Source organism: Cupriavidus sp. FW305-3-2-15-C-LB2, assembly GCF_058787575.1.
In genome coordinates, this window is record NZ_JBYSZW010000017.1 from 1 (window position 1) to 16,173 (window position 16,173).

The window sequence follows — 16,173 nt, forward strand, 5'->3', positions numbered from 1 at the left end:
ACCCCCTCCTTCCGCCGCCCCGGCCCCGGACACTACCGACCAGGACCTGGCCGACGCGTTGCCGCACCTGGAGGAAAGCGCGGCAAATTCCGCGCCGCGCTCATTGTTCGGTGAGATCCTCGACTGGATGCTGGCGCCGCTGCTGCTGCTCTGGCCGATGAGCATCGCGGTGACCTACCTGGTGGCCAAGTCGATCGCCAACGGGCCCTTCGACCGCGCGCTGGAAGCCAGCGCCATCGTGCTGTCGCAGCAGGTGCGCGAGGTCAACGGGCGCATCACGCTGCAGCTGCCGCTGTCGGCGCGCGAGATCCTGCGCGCCGACGAGACCGACAACATCTACTACCAGGTGGTCGGCAAGCGCGGCGAATACATCGCCGGCGACCACGACCTGCCGCTGCCGTCCGAGGAGGACCAGGGCCACGCGGGGCTGGTGTCCCTGCGCGATGACCGCGTGGCCGGCAACGACGTGCGCGTGGCCTACACCTATATCGACCTGAAGCAGGTCAGCGGCACCCAGCCGGTGCTGGTGCAGGTGGCCGAGACGCTGGACAAGCGCGCGCGCCTGGCCAACGAGATCATCAAGGGCGTGATCCTGCCGCAGTTCGTGATCCTGCCGCTGGCGGTGGTGCTGGTGTGGTTCGGGCTGTCGCGCGGGCTGGCGCCGCTGACCGCGATCCAGCAGCGCATCCGCGCGCGCAACCCCGGCGATACCAGCCCGATCGACGAACGCGCCGCGCCGCAGGAAATCACGCCGCTGGTGGGTTCGTTCAACGACCTGCTGGCGCGCCTGGACCAGTCGGTGCAGACCCAGAAGCGCTTTATCGCCGATGCCGCGCACCAGATGAAGACGCCGCTGGCGGGCCTGCGCATGCAGGCCGAGCTGGCGCAGCGCGAGCAGTCGCCGGAAGAGCTGCGGCGCTCGCTGGCGCAGATCGCCGGCAGCTCTGAGCGCACCGCGCACCTGGTCACGCAGCTGCTGTCGCTGGCGCGCATGGAAAACCTGGCGGGCACCGGCGGCATGGCCGCGCTGGACCTGGCGGCGCTCGCGCGCGAGGTGGTCAAGGACTGGCTGCCGCAGGCTTGGGCGCGCGACATCGACCTGGGCCTGGATGCCGACGAACATCCGGTGATGGTGCAAGGCAACCGCCTGATGCTGACCGAGATGCTGAACAACCTGCTCGACAACGCCATCCGCTACACGCCGCGCGGCGGGCACGCCACGGTGCGCGTCAGCGCCGATGCCTTCGAGCCATTCGCCTACCTGGATGTGGAAGACACCGGCCCGGGCATTGCGCCGGCCGAGCGCGAGCGCGTGATGGAGCGCTTCTACCGCGTGCTCGGCACCAATACCGAAGGCAGCGGCCTGGGCCTGGCCATCGTGCGCGAGATCGTGCAGCAGCACGGCGGCGACGTCCAGATTTCCGACCACGTCTACCAACAATCGCCACGGCTGGCCGGCGCGCATTTCCGCGTGACGCTGCGCCGGCCCGACTACCTGCCGCCCGCATGAACGACAGCCCCGCCCCCGATAGTGCCGAAGCCCGCCAGCGCCAGGCCTGGCGGCGCAACCTGCGCTGGATCTGCGGCCTGCTCGCGATCTGGTTCACCGTCACCTTCGTGGTGGCATGGTTTGCGCGCGACCTGCGCTTCGACTTCTTTGGCTGGCCGTTCTCGTTCTGGGTCGGCGCGCAAGGCGCGCTGGTGGTCTACGTGCTGATGGCCGCGCTCTACGCCTGGCGCATGAACCGCGCCGACGGCGAAGCGGACGCCGATAGCCTGGCCGCGCCCGCCCCTGCGCCTTCGCAGGGCGCCTCGCGCGGAACAGGCACTGATGCTGCATAGCCGCAGCCCTGCAAAGCGCGCCATTCCGCCACACAAGTGAATTGCGCCCCGCAGCGCAGCAGCCAAACTCGCGCCCACGGCTAGCGTATACCCCGATATTCTTTGACGATTCCGTGCCCCGTTCTGTCAGAACGCAGTAAGTTTCGCCACCCACAATCCTCTGCAACTCAGGCATAGCGGCCAGCCGCGCGGTCTTTCCCGCGCCACGCCCACCCGAGATCCATTCCAGACGGAGGAGACAATATGGCAAACGTGCAAAACGTTGCGGTGCCCGCAGGGGGCGCGCAGAACGCACCGATGACAGCCGAAGAGCGCAAGGTGATCTTTGCCTCATCGCTGGGCACGGTGTTCGAGTGGTACGACTTTTATCTCTACGGCTCGCTGGCGGCAATCATTGCCAAGCAGTTCTTCGCCGGACTGGATCCCACCTCGGCCTTCATCTTCGCGCTGCTCGCATTCGCCGCCGGCTTTATCGTGCGGCCGTTCGGCGCGCTGGTGTTCGGCCGCCTGGGCGACATGATCGGGCGCAAGTACACCTTCCTGGTGACGATCCTGCTCATGGGCCTGTCGACCTTCATCGTCGGCCTGCTGCCGGGCTATGCCACCATCGGCTGGGCCGCGCCGATCATCCTGATCGCACTGCGCATGCTGCAAGGCCTGGCGCTCGGCGGCGAGTACGGCGGTGCCGCCACCTACGTGGCCGAGCACGCACCGCACGGCAAGCGCGGCGCCTATACCTCGTGGATCCAGACCACGGCCACGCTGGGCCTGTTCCTGTCGCTGATCGTGATCCTGCTGTGCCGCGAAATGACCGGGCCCAACTTCGAGACCTGGGGCTGGCGCATCCCGTTCCTGGTGTCGATCCTGCTGCTGGGCGTGTCGGTATATATCCGCCTGTCGATGAATGAATCGCCGGCGTTCCAGCGCATGAAGGCAGAGGGCAAGACCTCCAAGGCCCCGCTGACCGAGTCCTTCGGCCAGTGGCGCAACCTGAAGATCGTGATCCTGGCCCTGCTCGGCCTGACCGCCGGCCAGGCCGTGGTCTGGTACACCGGCCAGTTCTATGCGCTGTTCTTCCTGACCCAGGTGCTCAAGGTCGATGCCAAGACGGCCAACCTGCTGATCGCCGGCGCACTGGTGCTCGGCACGCCGTTCTTCATCTTCTTCGGCTCGCTGTCGGACAAGATCGGCCGCAAGTGGATCATCATGGCGGGCTGCGCGCTGGCCGTGCTGACCTACTTCCCGCTGTTCAAGGCCATGACCCACTACGCCAACCCGGCTCTGGAGCGCGCCCAGAAGAGCGCCCAGATCGTGGTCACCGCCGACCCGAAGCAGTGCTCGTTCCAGGGCAGCCCGATCGCCCGCGAGATCGACTTCCGCAGCTCCTGCGACATTGCCAAGCGCACGCTGGCCCAGGCATCGGCCAGCTATGAAGTGGTCGAGGCCCCGGCCGGCACCGTGGCCACGGTCAAGATCGGCGACAAGGAGATCAAGGCCTTCGACGCGCAGCTGGTGAACGGCCACAGCTTCGACGAGCCCAGCAAGAAGCAGATCGCGGCGTTCAAGAAGGAGGTTGGTGAATCGATGGCCTCCGCCGGCTACCCGACCAAGGCCGACCCGGCACAGATGAACACGATCATGGTGCTGGTGATCCTGGTCATCCTGGTGATCTACGTCACCATGGTGTACGGCCCGATCGCCGCCATGCTGGTGGAGCTGTTCCCGACCCGCATCCGCTACACCTCGATGTCGCTGCCCTACCATATCGGCAACGGCTGGTTCGGCGGCCTGCTGCCCACCATCTCGTTTGCGCTGGTGGCCCAGAACGGCAACATCTACTACGGTCTCTGGTACCCGATCATCATCGCAGCCATCACCTTCGTGATCGGCGCGCTGTTCATCCGCGAGACCAAGGACGTGAACATCTACGCCAACGACTGAGCAGTCGTCCGGCACTAACGGAAACGGCAGGCCATCCGGCCTGCCGTTTTTTTATGCATGGGCCCTTCGTGCAAAATCTTCACACGAAGGTGTTGACAGCATCGAAAGCCCAGGTATAATCTCAGTCTTCGTTGGCGAATTAGCTCAGTCGGTTAGAGCGACGGAATCATAATCCGCAGGTCCGGGGTTCGAGTCCCTGATTCGCCACCATCTATTTAAAAAGCCGCGATCCCGCATGGGTTCGCGGCTTTTTTCTTTGGGTCGTTACCAGGGCGCGCAAACGAGAGCCGCCCATCATGGGGCGGCCACAGACGACGCTTACCAGTAACGCACGCGCCCGGTATCGATGTGCACGAACTGGTCAGACTCATAGAAGCCGACGCCCCCGCCCTGCAATGACTTGGCCGCGTCGCGCACGTCCGCCAGCGGCACGCCGGCCAGGCGGATGTCGATGGCCTTGCCGTCCATGTGCAGGCTGTGCCTGGCCACGCCGCCGCCGCGCGTGTTGCGCAGGCGCGAATTGGTGGTCGGACTGCGGTAGCCGGAAATGACCTGGAACGGCTGGTCGGTGCCAAGCTCGCGGCGGACCTGGAACAGCAGGTCGAACAGTTGCGGGTCGATCATGCCGACCTTGCCGGAATAGTGGTCGCGCAGGAAGCCGTTGAGCGTAGTCAGCGCGTCGGGCACGAAGCGGTCGCCAACGGCATAGACCAACGACACGCGTTCGCCGGTGTGGGTGTGGTCGAACGCCAGCGTGCGGGCGTCCGGCAGGCCAGCCAGGGCCCGGTTTGCAGGCAGGCCTGCCAGCGCCTGGCGCGGCGCCAGCGGCATCAGGCCGGCGGCAAGGGCCAGGCCTCCGGCGGTATGAAGAAAGCGGCGGCGTGCCTGGCGCGTCGCATCAGTCATGGTACTTCCTCTGAATGTGCCAGTGGCGCCTCAGCGGGTGGTGCCAGAGGCGCTTGCAATAGCTGGTTGCTGGGGCCGTCCGTTGCGTTGCCGCAGTGCCTTCTCCAGCAATTTGTCGTGACCGTAAATGTCAGGCAAGAAGGATACACGACCATCGGCGCGCGCAATGACCGTGCCGTAGGCCAGCACCACCGGCAAGGGCTGCTGCAGGCGCACAGTATTGGACTTGCCACGCGTCATCGCTTCGCGGATCCGGGTCTCGTTCCAGTCCGGCATATCGTGCAACACGAACTGGGCCAATGCTACTGGGGCTTCCACGCGGATGCAGCCATGACTGAAGTCGCGCCGGCCGCGCTTGAACAGCTGCGGCGAGGGCGTGTGGTGCAGGTAGATGTTCTCGTTGTTGGGAAACACGAACTTGATATCGCCCAGCGCGTTCAGCGGGCCCGGCCGCTGGCGGATGCGCATGCGGCCGTTCAGCACTGCCTCGAGATTTTCCTCGGACAGCGTGGTCACGGCCTTGCCGTCGCCGGTGACGAACTCCAGGCCCTGCCGGTTGAAATAGGCCGGATCGCGGCGCAGGTGCGGCACGGTCTCGCGGCGCGCGATCGAGGGCGGGATGTTCCAGTACGGGCTGAACTCGATGTAGCGCATATCCTCCTCGAACAACGGCGTGCGCGTATCCAGTGCCTTGCCCACGATCACCTTCATCTCGAGCTTGATGTCGAGCTTGCCGTCGCGGATCTCATAGGCGCGCAGCATGAATTCCGGCACATTGACCACGATCATGCGCGGACCGTCCAGCGGCGTCCAGCGCAGCCGCTCCATGGTCAGTTCGATTTGCCGCACACGGCTGGCGATGGGCAGGTTGAGTTGTGCCAGCGTGGCCGCGCCGATCACGCCGTCGGCCTCCAGGCCGTGGCGCGACTGGAACGCCTTGACGCCGTCGACCAGGGCCCCTTCGTAGCGGGCCGGCACCTGGGTGCCGGCGGGCAGGTCGCCCAGCGCAACCAGGCGTGCAGCCAGCGCCGCGGCACCGGCCCAGGGCTGGCCCGGCGTCAGCTTGCTCGCCGGCAAGGGTGGCAGCGGCTGCCCCCAGGCCGGCTGCTTCGCGATCTCGCGGTACCGCGCCAGGGCCTCCCGCAGCGTGCCATAGAGCGGGAAGGTGGGCGCTGCCTGGCGGATGGCATCGGGCAGCCGTTGCTGCCTGACGGCATCGCGCAGCCAGATGGCGGCATCGAAGGGCCGTTCCGCCTGCGGGGCAAAGTTGGCATGGACCGCGCGCGGGTTGACGCGCCCGCCGTGCAGGTCTGCCAGCATCCGCTCCATCGCGGCGCTCAGCGCCGCATCCACGCGTGCGGCAGCGTCCGGCGGCAATGCTGGCCCGCTGGCGGCCTGGGCCACGGCCTGGCGCAAGGCGTCGGCATCGTAGTCGCGCGGGTCGAGGCCGTCGGCCGCGGCCGCGGCCAGCGCATCGACGGCCTGGCGGGCCGCCGGCACCGGTCGGCCCTGCGCAAACCACATCGGTTCGTTGGCGAAGGCAGGCGTGGCCTGGCATGCGGCGGCACAGGCAAGCACGACAGCGCCCAGGCGGCGTGCGGCGGCATTCAGGGTCGGTGGCATCGGGCGAAAAGTTCGGATTCGTCACACACGCCAACAGTCTACCCGCGATGGCGGCATGGTGCCGCAAGCCGCCCGGGGTGCGCGTTACCACACCAGCTGATGCCGGCGCGCGTAGTCCACCATTTCGACCAGGGAGCCGACATTGAGCTTGGCCATGATGTTGGCCTTGTGCGTGCTGACCGTCTTGCTGCTGATCAGCAGTTGCGCCGCGATCGACTTGTTGGAATGGCCGCGCGCCAGGTATTGCAGGATGGTGATCTCGCGGTTGCTCAGCCGCGCAAAGCCGGATTCCCGCTGCTCGCCGATCTGGCGCACGGTTTCCAGCGTATGCATGGGAAAGACCAGGTAGCCGCTCAGCACACCGCGTACGGCCTGCATCACCTCGGCCAGCCCACGCTGCTTGACCACGAAGCCATGGGCGCCGGCGCGCAGCGCCCGCACCGAGGCCAGGGTGGCGTCGCTGTCGGACAGTACCAGCAAGGGCACGGTGGGCTGCGTCGCCGAGACGCACCGGACAAAGTCGATGCCGGGATTGCCGAAGCACTCGATATCGACCAGCACCAGCCCCGGCCGTTGCTCGCGGACCAGCCGGAATGCTTCCTGCATGCCGTCCATCTCCAGTACTTCACCGGCGCCCAACTCAGCGCGGATTTCAGCGGACAGCGTGGTTCGGAACCGGGAGGGTTCGTCGACGATCAGCGCGAGATGCAATTTGAGGCTCCTTAACGACTTGCATGGCTTGGCCTGGTGCCAAGGTTAAGGGGCCGGAGAGATCCTGATGCGCCGAATCCTCGCCGCGCAGATGCGGCAAAATCTGCATCAGAGTCAGACTCTTCTGCATCGCTGTTTTCGTATCGATGCCGCGGTCGGCGTTACCCGTTGGCAGCGTCGAGGACTTCAGTCAGCTTGCGGCTGGCATCCAGCGCCGCGGGGAACCCGCAGTAGACCGCGCTGTGCACCATCAGTTCGCGCAGTTCCTGCGGCGTAACGCCATTGGCGAGCGCGCCGCGCAGGTGCCCGGCCAGCTCCTGCGGCCGGTTCAGCGCAATCAGCATCGACACCGTTGCCAGGCTGCGCTGCTTGCGGTCCAGGCCGTCGCGGGTCCAGACCGTGCCCCAGGCGAACTCCGTCACCAGTTGCTGCAGGCTGGTGTCGCCCTGCTGTGCGGCGGCATCCAGCGCGCGCCGGACGTGCTCGGAGCCGAGCACTTCGGTGCGCACGTCAAGGCCGGCCTCGAAGGCCGGCGTGGGAGTGTAGACGGGAAGTTGGCTGGGTTCGGCCATGGCATGGGTCTCCGGTCTGGGTGGATGCCGCATGGTAGCCGAACCGATCAAGCCGATTCGAGAGGCCGCAGCATCGGTGCCGCGGCCCCAGGTCATTCCGTGCCCGCGGGCAGGAAGCGCGGCGCCGGCGCCGAACGCGGCACCTCGCGCTCGCCCTGCCGGTACAGCCGATACGTGCCGCGTGCCTGGTTGTGCGGATGGCGCGCGGCCTCGTCCAGGGTCAGCACGCGCGCAAAGCACACGTCGGTGCCGCCCAGCAACGCCTCCCAGTGAGTGCTTGACTTGCCTGCGATGCAAGCGGCAATGCGGGCCTTCACCGCGGGCCACTGGGCACGGTCATACTGCGTGGCGGGGTCGATGTCGGTCAGCTCGAGCCGCTCGAGCAGCTCGCGGTAGAACTGCGGCTCGAGCGCGCCCAGCGTGATGGCGCGGCCGTCGGCGCAAGGGAAAACGTCATAGAACGGCGAATCGTGGAAGGGGCTCGGTTGCGGGCCGCCGAGCGTGCCGGCTGCGCGCGACACCTGCACCAGCGAGCCCAGCATGGCGACGATATCGGTGATGGCCGCATCCACCACGCAGCCCTCGCCGCTTGCGCGCGCGCTCAGGATGGCGCTGGTGATGCCGAATGCCAGGCCAAGCGCGCCGGTGGCATCGCCCATCACGGTCGGCGGCACCATCGGCAGTGAGCCTGCGCGCGCAGCCATCGACAAGAGGCCGGTCAGCGCGATGTAGTTGAGGTCGTGGCCGGCGCTTTGCGACAGCGGGCCGGTCTGGCCCCAACCGGTCATGCGCCCGTAGACCAGGCGCGGATTGCGTGCATGGCACGCCTTCGGGCCCAGGCCGAGGCGCTCCATCGCGCCCGGGCGCAGCCCTTCGATCAGCGCGTCGGCGCCGGCCACCAGGTCCAGTGCGGCGGCCACGTCGTCCGCAGACTTCAGGTTCAGTTGCACCACGCGCTTGCCGTGCTCCAGCTCCATCTCAGGCGGCACGGGCTGGCCGCGCAGGATGCGGCGGGCATCCGGCGCGACCGGCCGGGTCACCAGCGTGACCTCGGCGCCCAGGCCAGCCAGCATCGCACCGCACAACGGGCCGGGGCCGATGCCTTCGAATTCCACCACCTTGATACCGCGCAGGGGCAGCAGGTTGCCACGCTCACTCATGATCGTCGTCTCCGGAATCGCCGCCCGCCCGGGCCATGGCCGGGGGACAGCTTGCATTGAATTGGTATGGGATGGGCCGTGCCTGCGGCAGCGCGGACGTGCCAATGCCTGCCGCGGGGCTCGGGAGCATGCTACGCGCCACGGCGTTGACGGGGCAATGGCCAAATGCTTCAGCCGGCTTGACGGAATCCGTCAGCCGGCCGGCTATCGCACGGCGAAATCGGATAAATCCGATCCGACTTGATCTAAATCGGGTCCTGGCAGGACACTAGGTGCCATGATGGTTCCAGATGGCGGTGCCGCCTCATGGCGCACCGCCTGCCGACAGCCCCCATCCAGGAGATTTCCAACATGACCAATATCGTGCTCGCCACCGACGGTTCGGCCTTCAGCGACGCCGCGGCCCGTTTTATCGCCGAAGGCAAGCTGCTGCAGAGCGGCTTCACCGTGCATGTCGTGCATGTGGCGCCGGAAGTAAGCGGCCAGGTGCGCGCCTTTGTCAGCAAGGAGACCATCGATGACTGGCACAAGGAGGCCAGCGAGAAGGCCATGGCGACGGTCTGCGAGATCCTGTCCGCAGCCAAGGTGCCGTTCGAGCGGCACCCGCTGCACGGCTTCGCGCCGGAGCGCATCGTCGCCTGTGCGCGCTCGGTCGACGCCGCGGCCATCGTGATGGGTACGCATGGCCGCGGTTCGTTCTTCGATGCGGTGATCGGTTCAGTCGCAGGCCGCGTGCTGGCGCAGGCCGAGTGCCCGGTGCTGCTGGTCAAGGCGCCGGAAAAGAAAGGTTGAGCAAAGTAGTGGAAAACCGGCGCCCTGGCGGCGCCGACCGGTAGACCTCAGGCGCCCCACAGGGGCGCTTCGTCCATCAGCGCCACCTGTTCGCGCAGTTCCAGGATGCGATCCTGCCAGTAGCGCGCCGTGCCGAACCAAGGGAACGCGGCCGGAAAGGCCGGGTCGGCCCAGCGGCTGGCGAGCCAGGCGCTGTAGTGCAGCAGCCGCAGCGTGCGCAGCGCTTCCACCAGCCACAGTTCGCGCGGCTGGAATTCGGCGAAGTCCTCATAGCCGGCAACGATGTCGGCCAGCTGGTCCTGCATGGCCGCGCGGTCGCCCTCGAGCAGCATCCAGATGTCCTGGATCGCCGGCGCCATTCGGCTGTCATCGAAGTCAACGAAATGCGGGCCCGTTGCGCCATGGGTGCCGCCGCGCGCGTCGTCCTCGCCGATCCACAGCACATTGCCGCGATGGCAGTCGCCGTGGGTGCGCAGCAGGCGCACCTCGCCGGCGCGCTCATAGCAGCGGCGCACGCCGTCCAGCGCCAGGTCGGCCACCGATTGCCATGCGGGCAGCAGGTCGGCGGGAATGCAGCCGCTGGCGAGCAGCCAGTCGCGTGGGGCAACGCCGAAGGTTTCAAGATTTAGCGCCGGGCGCGCCTGGTAGGGCTGCGTCGCCCCCAGCGCGTGGATGCGGCCGATGAAGCGGCCGAGCCAGGTCAGCGTGTCGGAACGGTCCAGCGCCGGCTCGCGGCCGCCGCAGCGGGGGAATACCGCGAAACGGAAGCCGGCGTGATGCAGCAGCGTGCCAGCCGCGCCCGGTGCCAGCACCATGGCCGGCACGGCCGGGATCTCGGCATCGGCCAGTTGCTGCACGAAGGCGTGTTCTTCCAGGATGGCCGCATCGGTCCAGCGGCCCGGACGGTAGAACTTGGCGATGACCGGCGCGGCATCTTCGATGCCCAGCTGCCAGACGCGGTTCTCATAGCTGTTGAGCGCCAGCAGGCGCCCGTCGGGGCGCAGGCCGGCGCCTTCCAGCGCGTCCAGAATCAGCTCCGGCGTCAGGCCGGCGTAGGGAACGCCGGGGTCGGCCGGGGTGTCGGACGCGTGCATGGTGTCAGCCTGTCCCGCTCAGCGCGCCGGCTTGCGGTTGCCGCCGAGCAGCGCGGCCTGCGGCGCCGGACGGCGATTGCGCGCCGGTGCCGGGGCCGCGTCGTGCGGCTGGCGCGCGGGTTGCGCCGCGGCCCGTTGCTGGCGCGCCGGCTCCTGGCCGTCGCGGCGCGGTGCGGGATTGCGCGCGCCGCCGGCGGGCTGGCCGCCACGGTTGCCGTTGGCTGCACCGTTGCCGCGCTGGCCGCCCTGGGCTTGCCGCGGCGCAGCCTGCGCTTCGCGCGCCGGGCGCTGGCGCTGGGCGCCCTCACCTTCGTTGCCGGCCGGACGCGCCTGGGCGCGTCCGCGGCCCTGGCCTTGTCCTTGCCCCTGGCCACCACCGCCACGCTGTTGGCGGCCCTTCTGGATCGGCTCGGGTGCGATGCTCGGGTCGACCTCGAAGCCCGGCAGCACAGTCTGCTCGAGCTTGCGCTTGATCAGGCGTTCGATATCGCGCAGCAGCGCAATCTCGTCCACGCAGACCAGCGAGATCGCTTCGCCCTCGGCGCCGGCGCGGCCAGTGCGGCCGATGCGGTGCACATAGTCCTCGGGCACGTTGGGCAGGTCGAAATTGACCACGTGCGGCAGCTGGTCGATATCGATGCCGCGCGCGGCGATATCGGTTGCCACCAGCAGCCGCAGCGTGCCGGACTTGAATTCCGACAGCGCGCGCGTGCGCGCCGACTGGCTCTTGTTGCCATGGATCGCCAGTGCCGACAGGCCGTCCTTGGTCAGCTGCTCGGCCAGGCGGTTGGCGCCGTGCTTGGTGCGGGTGAACACCAGCACCTGGTGCCAGTCATGCTGACGCACCAGGTGGGCCAGCAGTTCACGCTTGCGCTCGCGGTCCACCGGGTAGACGCGCTGGTCCACGGTCTCGGCCGTGGTATTGCGCCGCGCCACCTCGATCGAGGCCGGGTTGTTCAGCAGGCGGTCTGCCAGCGCGCGGATGTCGTCGGAGAACGTCGCCGAGAACAGCAGGTTCTGGCGCTTGGCCGGCAGCACGTTGAGGATCTTGCGGATATCGTGGATGAAGCCCATGTCGAGCATGCGGTCGGCTTCGTCCAGCACCAGCAGTTCCACCTGCGACAGGTCGATGGTGCGCTGGGACACGTGGTCCAGCAGGCGGCCGGGCGTGGCCACGACGATCTCGACGCCGCGCTTGAGCTGCTCGATCTGCGGATTGATGCCGACGCCGCCGAACATCACCATCGAGCGCAGGCGCAGGTACTTGCCGTAGTTGCGCACGCTCTCCTCGACCTGGGCGGCCAGTTCGCGCGTGGGCGTCAGCACCAGTGCGCGCACCGGCAGGCGGGCCGGACGCTGCGCGCCATTGGCGCCGCGCGCCGCGGAGTCGGACAGCAGCTGCAGCATCGGCAGCGTAAAGCCGGCGGTCTTGCCGGTGCCGGTCTGCGCGCCGGCGAGCAGGTCGCCGCCCTTGAGGATGGCGGGGATCGCCTGGGCCTGGATGGGAGTCGGCGTGGTGTAACCCTGTTCGGCCACGGCACGCACAATCTTGTCGGACAAGCCGAGTTCAGAAAAAGACATGAATTGCTGCTTGGGCCATCGCTGCGCACGCGGTGCGCCAAACGCCGGATGGCTCCTGGTAATCGGATCGGAATCGGAACGCGAACGCCGGGAAGCCGGCATGGCAGGGCACCGGCCCGCCCGCGAAGGAAAGAGCGGTAGTGTACCAGTCCGGGACCAGCGGGTTCTGCACCGCGCGCGGCCCCGCATGCGCGCCGGCGCACATCGGGTCTGCGCGGGTGGCGCTGCGCTATCATGACAGCCTCTGCCCGCCCCTCTCCGGCTCCGCACCCGCTCCACATGTGCCCCGGAAAGCCGCCATGCGCTTGCGTTTCCTCGAAGACCAGGAAGTCACCCTGTTCGCGGCCATCCCGGTCGGGATCGTCGCGGCCATTGCCACCACGCTGTTCAAGGAGGCGCTGGATGGCGCGGGCGTGGTCCTGTTTTCCAGCCATGCCGACGTGGTCGCCGTATTCGCCACGCTGGCGCTGGCGTGGCGTGTGGTGGTGCCGGCCGTGGGCGGCGCGCTGGCGGGCAGCCTGCTGGTGCTGGCCAATCGCCTGGCCGGCAGCCACGGCGGCGCCACCGACTACATGGAAGCGGTGGCCAACGGCAGCGGCCGCCTGCCGGTGCGGATCACCTTGCTGCGCGCGCTCTCGTCGTTTTTCTCGATCGTCAGCGGCAGCTCGGTCGGCAAGGAAGGCGCGATGATCCAGCTGGCGGCGCTGTGCGGCTCGCTGTTCCCGTCGACCCGGCTGGAACGCGGCGGCGGCTCGAACATGCGCCGCATGCTGACCGCCTGCGGGGCCGCGGCGGGCCTTGCCACCGTTTATCACACCCCCTTCTCCGCTGCCGTCTTCGTTGCCGAAGTGGTGTTCGGGGCGCTCGCGGTGCAGCGCCTGATGCCGCTCTTCCTGGCTTCGGTGGCCGGTGCCATGGTCAGCCAGTGGCACGGCGGCCTGCAGCCGCTCTACCCGGGCCTGGATATCGCCCCCGACCTGCGCCCGCACATCCTGCTGGCCGCGGCCGCGCTGGGCGTGGCCGCCGGCATTGCGGGCGCGCTGTTCATGCGTGCGGCGGGCTTTGCGCGCAGCCGCTTTGCAGCGATGCCTGGCGGCCCGGTGGCCCGGCTGACGCTGGGCGGGGCGCTGGTCGGCGTGCTCGCGATGGCGGTGCCCGAGGTGGTTGGCAACGGCTATTCCACCATCCAGACCATCCTGCAGGAGCAGCCGCTGAGCGTGCCGGTGGCCGGCGTGCTGCTGGCCAAGCTGGTGGCTACGGTGATCAGCATGGGCTCGGGGGCGGTCGGCGGCGTGTTCACGCCGTCGCTGTTCGTGGGGGCGGCGCTCGGGCAGTTGCTGGCCATCGGCATGCAGGGCACGGCGGCCGCTGCGGCGCCGCTGCTGCCGCTGGTGGGCATGAGCGCGTTCCTGGCGGCCACCAGCCAGGCGCCGCTGATGTCGGTGTTGATGGTGTTCGAGATGACGCTGGCGCCCGCGCTGCTGCTGCCGTCGATGATCGGCGCAGTGGCGGCGTACTACACCGCGTCACGCTGCCAGACGCTGTCGCTGTACAGCGTGATCGCCGAGCGCGCGCAGGCCTCGGCCGCGGCCGAACACGCCCGCACGCTGACGCTGGCGGGCCTGTGCGACCCGACCGATACCGTGCTCGACCCCAACGCCACCCTGTCGGCCGCAGCCGACAAGTTTGCCGAGACCGGCACGCGCTACCTCTATCTGGTCGAAGCGGATGGCCGCCTGCTGGGCGCGCTGTCAATCCATGCGCTGCAGCGCGCCCAGCGCGAGGGCGCCGCGGACGACGTGCTGGCGCTGGCCGAGCGCGACTTCCCCGCGCTGACGCCGGATTCGCGCCTGCGCGACGCCCTGGCGGTGTTTGCCGAGCACGGCATCAACCGCATCCCGCTGGTGCGCGACAGCGCCGGCCGCGAACTGATGGGCACGGTGTCCAAGCAGCGTGTGCTGCAAGAGGCATCCTGCCTGTTCTGAGCCCCGCCGCATCGCCGACCCGGCCAGGCCGCCAGCGGGGTAAAATGCCGGGTTGCGCCCGCCTTTGGGCCATTCCCGCCAACGCGTCGTCCCATTTGTCGGAGTTCTCCCCCATGCCAGCAGGTCGTGATGCGCGCCGCGAGGCGCCGGAGTCTGTTCAACCCGGGCGCGCCCGCAGGCTGTTGCCAGCGCTGGCCTGCGCCGCCGCCCTGCTGCTCGGTGCGGCAAGCGCGATGGCCCAGCCGGTGCGGGCGATCCCGGACGATGCGCAGGCGGCCAGGCTCGTTATCGCCACGCCGTCTGCCGGTGCCCCGCAGACGGCCACGCTCGACGGCAAGACCGTCGGCGTGGCGCCGGGCCTGCGCCTGTTCGGCTCCGACAACCAGTTGCTGGCCAGTGCCGCGGTGGCGGGCCAGAAGCTGCCGGTGCGGTACAAGCTGGACCTGTACGGCCAGTTGCTGACCGCCTGGGTGCTGAGCGAGCCGGAACAGAAGGCGCTGAAGAAGAAATCGTAGTCCCCCGGAAGTGCGACCAGCGTGCCCCACGCGCCGGCCGTGTTGTTGCAACATCCTGATGCCCCCAGGTCAACCACTGAGATCGGCATATGAAGAAAGTTTTCGTCAAGACGTACGGCTGCCAGATGAACGAGTACGACTCGGACAAGATGGTCGACGTCCTCAACGCCAGCCAGGGGCTGGAACCCACCGACAACGTCGAAGACGCCGATGTGATCCTGTTCAACACCTGCTCGGTGCGCGAGAAGGCGCAGGAGAAGGTGTTCTCGGAACTGGGCCGGATGAAGGCGCTCAAGGCCGTCAAACCCGACCTGGTGATCGGCGTGGGCGGCTGCGTGGCCAGCCAGGAAGGTGCCAGCATCGTCTCGCGCGCACCCTATGTCGACGTGGTGTTCGGCCCGCAGACGCTGCACCGCCTGCCCGACCTGATCGCGCGCCGCCAGCGCACCGGCCAGTCGCAGGTGGATATCTCCTTCCCCGAGATCGAGAAGTTCGACCACCTGCCGCCGGCACGCGTCGAAGGCCCGAGCGCCTTTGTCTCGATCATGGAAGGCTGCTCCAAGTACTGCAGCTACTGCGTGGTGCCCTATACCCGCGGCGAGGAAGTGTCGCGCCCGTTCGAGGACGTGCTGGCCGAAGTCGCCGGCCTGGCCGAACAGGGCGTGCGTGAAGTCACGCTGCTGGGCCAGAACGTCAACGCCTACCGCGGCAAGATGGGCGACACCACCGAGATCGCCGACTTTGCGCTGCTGATCGAGTACGTGGCCGAGATCCCCGGCATCGAGCGCATCCGCTACACCACCAGCCACCCGAAGGAATTCACCTCGCGCCTGGTCGAGCTGTACGGCCGCTGCGACAAGCTGGTCAACCACCTGCACCTGCCGGTGCAGCATGCGTCCGACCGCATCCTGATGGCGATGAAGCGCGGCTACAGCGTGCTGGAGTACAAGAGCATCATCCGCAAGCTGCGCGTGCTGCGCCCGGATATGTCGATGTCTTCGGACTTTATCGTCGGCTTCCCCGGCGAGACCGATGCCGACTTCGAGAAGCTGATGGCGATGATCGAAGAGATCGGCTACGACACCTCGTTCTCGTTCATCTTCAGCCCCCGCCCGGGCACGCCCGCTGCCAACCTGCACGACGACACCCCGCACGAGGTCAAGCTGCGCCGGCTGCAGCGCCTGCAGGCCACCATCGAGGAAAACGTGCAGCGCATCAGCCAGAACATGGTCGGCACGGTGCAGCGCATCCTGGTGGAAGGCCCCGCGCGCAAGGATCCGACCGAGCTGCACGGGCGCACCGAGAACAACCGCGTGGTCAACTTTGCGCTGCCGGGCGTGCCGCAGGCAGGCCGCGACCGGCTGGTCGGCCAGCTGGTCGATGTCAGCATCACGCAGGCCTTCCCGCACTCGCTGCGCGGCGAGATCGTGGTTCGGCAGTAACCAGGCACC

At 68.2% G+C, this 16,173-nt stretch carries 14 protein-coding genes and 1 tRNA gene; 8 read left to right on the forward strand and 7 right to left on the reverse strand.

Annotated features, from left to right (window positions below; genetic code table 11):
- From AC3WRR_RS14445 to AC3WRR_RS14460, 4 genes are all read left to right on the forward strand, one after another.
- Positions 1–1,510, forward strand: a 1,510-nt coding sequence (locus AC3WRR_RS14445; protein ID WP_492297296.1) for a sensor histidine kinase, incomplete at its 5' end; no start/stop codon positions are given.
- The gene (locus AC3WRR_RS14450; RefSeq protein ID WP_010812225.1) at positions 1,507–1,842 is read left to right on the forward strand and encodes a DUF4212 domain-containing protein; all 336 of its coding nucleotides are present in this window, start codon (positions 1,507–1,509) and stop codon (positions 1,840–1,842) included. The genes AC3WRR_RS14445 and AC3WRR_RS14450, both read left to right, overlap by 4 nt.
- A 243-nt stretch (positions 1,843–2,085) precedes the next feature.
- Positions 2,086–3,783, forward strand: a complete 1,698-nt coding sequence (locus AC3WRR_RS14455; protein ID WP_010812226.1) for an MFS transporter — start codon at positions 2,086–2,088, stop codon at positions 3,781–3,783.
- Positions 3,784–3,916: 133 nt separating this feature from the next.
- Positions 3,917–3,993 (forward strand) — tRNA-Met (locus AC3WRR_RS14460).
- Between the two features lie 108 nt (positions 3,994–4,101).
- On the opposite strand, the gene AC3WRR_RS14465 is transcribed toward AC3WRR_RS14460, so the two are convergent.
- The 5 genes from AC3WRR_RS14465 to AC3WRR_RS14485 all read right to left on the reverse strand — a co-directional run bounded on the left by AC3WRR_RS14465 (position 4,102) and on the right by AC3WRR_RS14485 (position 8,755).
- Positions 4,102–4,689: a YcbK family protein gene (locus AC3WRR_RS14465; protein WP_010812227.1), complete on the reverse strand. Its 588-nt coding sequence runs from the start codon at positions 4,687–4,689 to the stop codon at positions 4,102–4,104.
- Between the two features lie 30 nt (positions 4,690–4,719).
- Complete coding sequence (locus AC3WRR_RS14470) at positions 4,720–6,312, reverse strand: L,D-transpeptidase family protein (RefSeq protein WP_010812228.1); 1,593 nt, start codon at positions 6,310–6,312, stop codon at positions 4,720–4,722.
- An 84-nt stretch (positions 6,313–6,396) separates the two neighbouring features.
- A complete protein-coding gene (locus tag AC3WRR_RS14475) occupies positions 6,397–7,023 on the reverse strand; it encodes a LuxR C-terminal-related transcriptional regulator (protein ID WP_010812229.1) in 627 nt (208 codons plus the stop codon).
- 161 nt (positions 7,024–7,184) lie between these two features.
- On the reverse strand, positions 7,185–7,595 hold the full coding sequence (locus AC3WRR_RS14480) for a carboxymuconolactone decarboxylase family protein (protein WP_492292930.1): 411 nt from the start codon (positions 7,593–7,595) through the stop codon (positions 7,185–7,187).
- A 92-nt stretch (positions 7,596–7,687) separates the two neighbouring features.
- Positions 7,688–8,755: a CaiB/BaiF CoA transferase family protein gene (locus AC3WRR_RS14485; protein WP_010812231.1), complete on the reverse strand. Its 1,068-nt coding sequence runs from the start codon at positions 8,753–8,755 to the stop codon at positions 7,688–7,690.
- A 351-nt stretch (positions 8,756–9,106) separates the two neighbouring features.
- On the opposite strand from AC3WRR_RS14485, the gene AC3WRR_RS14490 reads away from it, so the two are divergent.
- Positions 9,107–9,547: a universal stress protein gene (locus AC3WRR_RS14490; protein ID WP_010812232.1), complete on the forward strand. Its 441-nt coding sequence runs from the start codon at positions 9,107–9,109 to the stop codon at positions 9,545–9,547.
- Between the two features lie 47 nt (positions 9,548–9,594).
- Here AC3WRR_RS14490 and AC3WRR_RS14495 read toward each other — a convergent pair whose 3' ends face one another.
- Both AC3WRR_RS14495 and AC3WRR_RS14500 read right to left on the reverse strand, forming a co-directional pair.
- The gene (locus AC3WRR_RS14495) at positions 9,595–10,641 is read right to left on the reverse strand and encodes a serine/threonine protein kinase (protein WP_492297297.1); all 1,047 of its coding nucleotides are present in this window, start codon (positions 10,639–10,641) and stop codon (positions 9,595–9,597) included.
- An 18-nt stretch (positions 10,642–10,659) separates the two neighbouring features.
- Complete coding sequence (locus tag AC3WRR_RS14500) at positions 10,660–12,222, reverse strand: DEAD/DEAH box helicase (protein ID WP_011614561.1); 1,563 nt, start codon at positions 12,220–12,222, stop codon at positions 10,660–10,662.
- Positions 12,223–12,521: 299 nt separating this feature from the next.
- Between AC3WRR_RS14500 and AC3WRR_RS14505 the strand changes: the two genes are divergently transcribed.
- The 3 genes from AC3WRR_RS14505 to miaB all read left to right on the forward strand — a co-directional run bounded on the left by AC3WRR_RS14505 (position 12,522) and on the right by miaB (position 16,164).
- Positions 12,522–14,207: a ClcB-like voltage-gated chloride channel protein gene (locus tag AC3WRR_RS14505; protein ID WP_439668542.1), complete on the forward strand. Its 1,686-nt coding sequence runs from the start codon at positions 12,522–12,524 to the stop codon at positions 14,205–14,207.
- A 113-nt stretch (positions 14,208–14,320) separates the two neighbouring features.
- A complete protein-coding gene (locus tag AC3WRR_RS14510) occupies positions 14,321–14,722 on the forward strand; it encodes a hypothetical protein (protein ID WP_010813860.1) in 402 nt (133 codons plus the stop codon).
- A gap of 89 nt (positions 14,723–14,811) precedes the next feature.
- Complete coding sequence (gene miaB, locus AC3WRR_RS14515; RefSeq protein ID WP_010813861.1) at positions 14,812–16,164, forward strand: tRNA (N6-isopentenyl adenosine(37)-C2)-methylthiotransferase MiaB; 1,353 nt, start codon at positions 14,812–14,814, stop codon at positions 16,162–16,164.
- The last annotated feature ends 9 nt before the right edge of the window (positions 16,165–16,173 follow it).

What these genes read in the sequence shown, in the direction of transcription:
- AC3WRR_RS14450 (WP_010812225.1), top strand. Translation starts at nt 1,507, where the DNA reads ATGAACGACAGCCCCGCCCCCGATAGTGCCGAAGCCCGCCAGCGCCAG.
- AC3WRR_RS14455 (WP_010812226.1), top strand. Translation starts at nt 2,086, where the DNA reads ATGGCAAACGTGCAAAACGTTGCGGTGCCCGCAGGGGGCGCGCAGAAC.
- AC3WRR_RS14465 (WP_010812227.1), bottom strand. Translation starts at nt 4,689, where the DNA reads ATGACTGATGCGACGCGCCAGGCACGCCGCCGCTTTCTTCATACCGCC.
- AC3WRR_RS14470 (WP_010812228.1), bottom strand. Translation starts at nt 6,312, where the DNA reads ATGCCACCGACCCTGAATGCCGCCGCACGCCGCCTGGGCGCTGTCGTG.
- AC3WRR_RS14480 (WP_492292930.1), bottom strand. Translation starts at nt 7,595, where the DNA reads ATGGCCGAACCCAGCCAACTTCCCGTCTACACTCCCACGCCGGCCTTC.
- AC3WRR_RS14485 (WP_010812231.1), bottom strand. Translation starts at nt 8,755, where the DNA reads ATGAGTGAGCGTGGCAACCTGCTGCCCCTGCGCGGTATCAAGGTGGTG.
- AC3WRR_RS14490 (WP_010812232.1), top strand. Translation starts at nt 9,107, where the DNA reads ATGACCAATATCGTGCTCGCCACCGACGGTTCGGCCTTCAGCGACGCC.
- AC3WRR_RS14495 (WP_492297297.1), bottom strand. Translation starts at nt 10,641, where the DNA reads ATGCACGCGTCCGACACCCCGGCCGACCCCGGCGTTCCCTACGCCGGC.
- AC3WRR_RS14500 (WP_011614561.1), bottom strand. Translation starts at nt 12,222, where the DNA reads ATGTCTTTTTCTGAACTCGGCTTGTCCGACAAGATTGTGCGTGCCGTG.
- AC3WRR_RS14505 (WP_439668542.1), top strand. Translation starts at nt 12,522, where the DNA reads ATGCGCTTGCGTTTCCTCGAAGACCAGGAAGTCACCCTGTTCGCGGCC.
- AC3WRR_RS14510 (WP_010813860.1), top strand. Translation starts at nt 14,321, where the DNA reads ATGCCAGCAGGTCGTGATGCGCGCCGCGAGGCGCCGGAGTCTGTTCAA.
- miaB (WP_010813861.1), top strand. Translation starts at nt 14,812, where the DNA reads ATGAAGAAAGTTTTCGTCAAGACGTACGGCTGCCAGATGAACGAGTAC.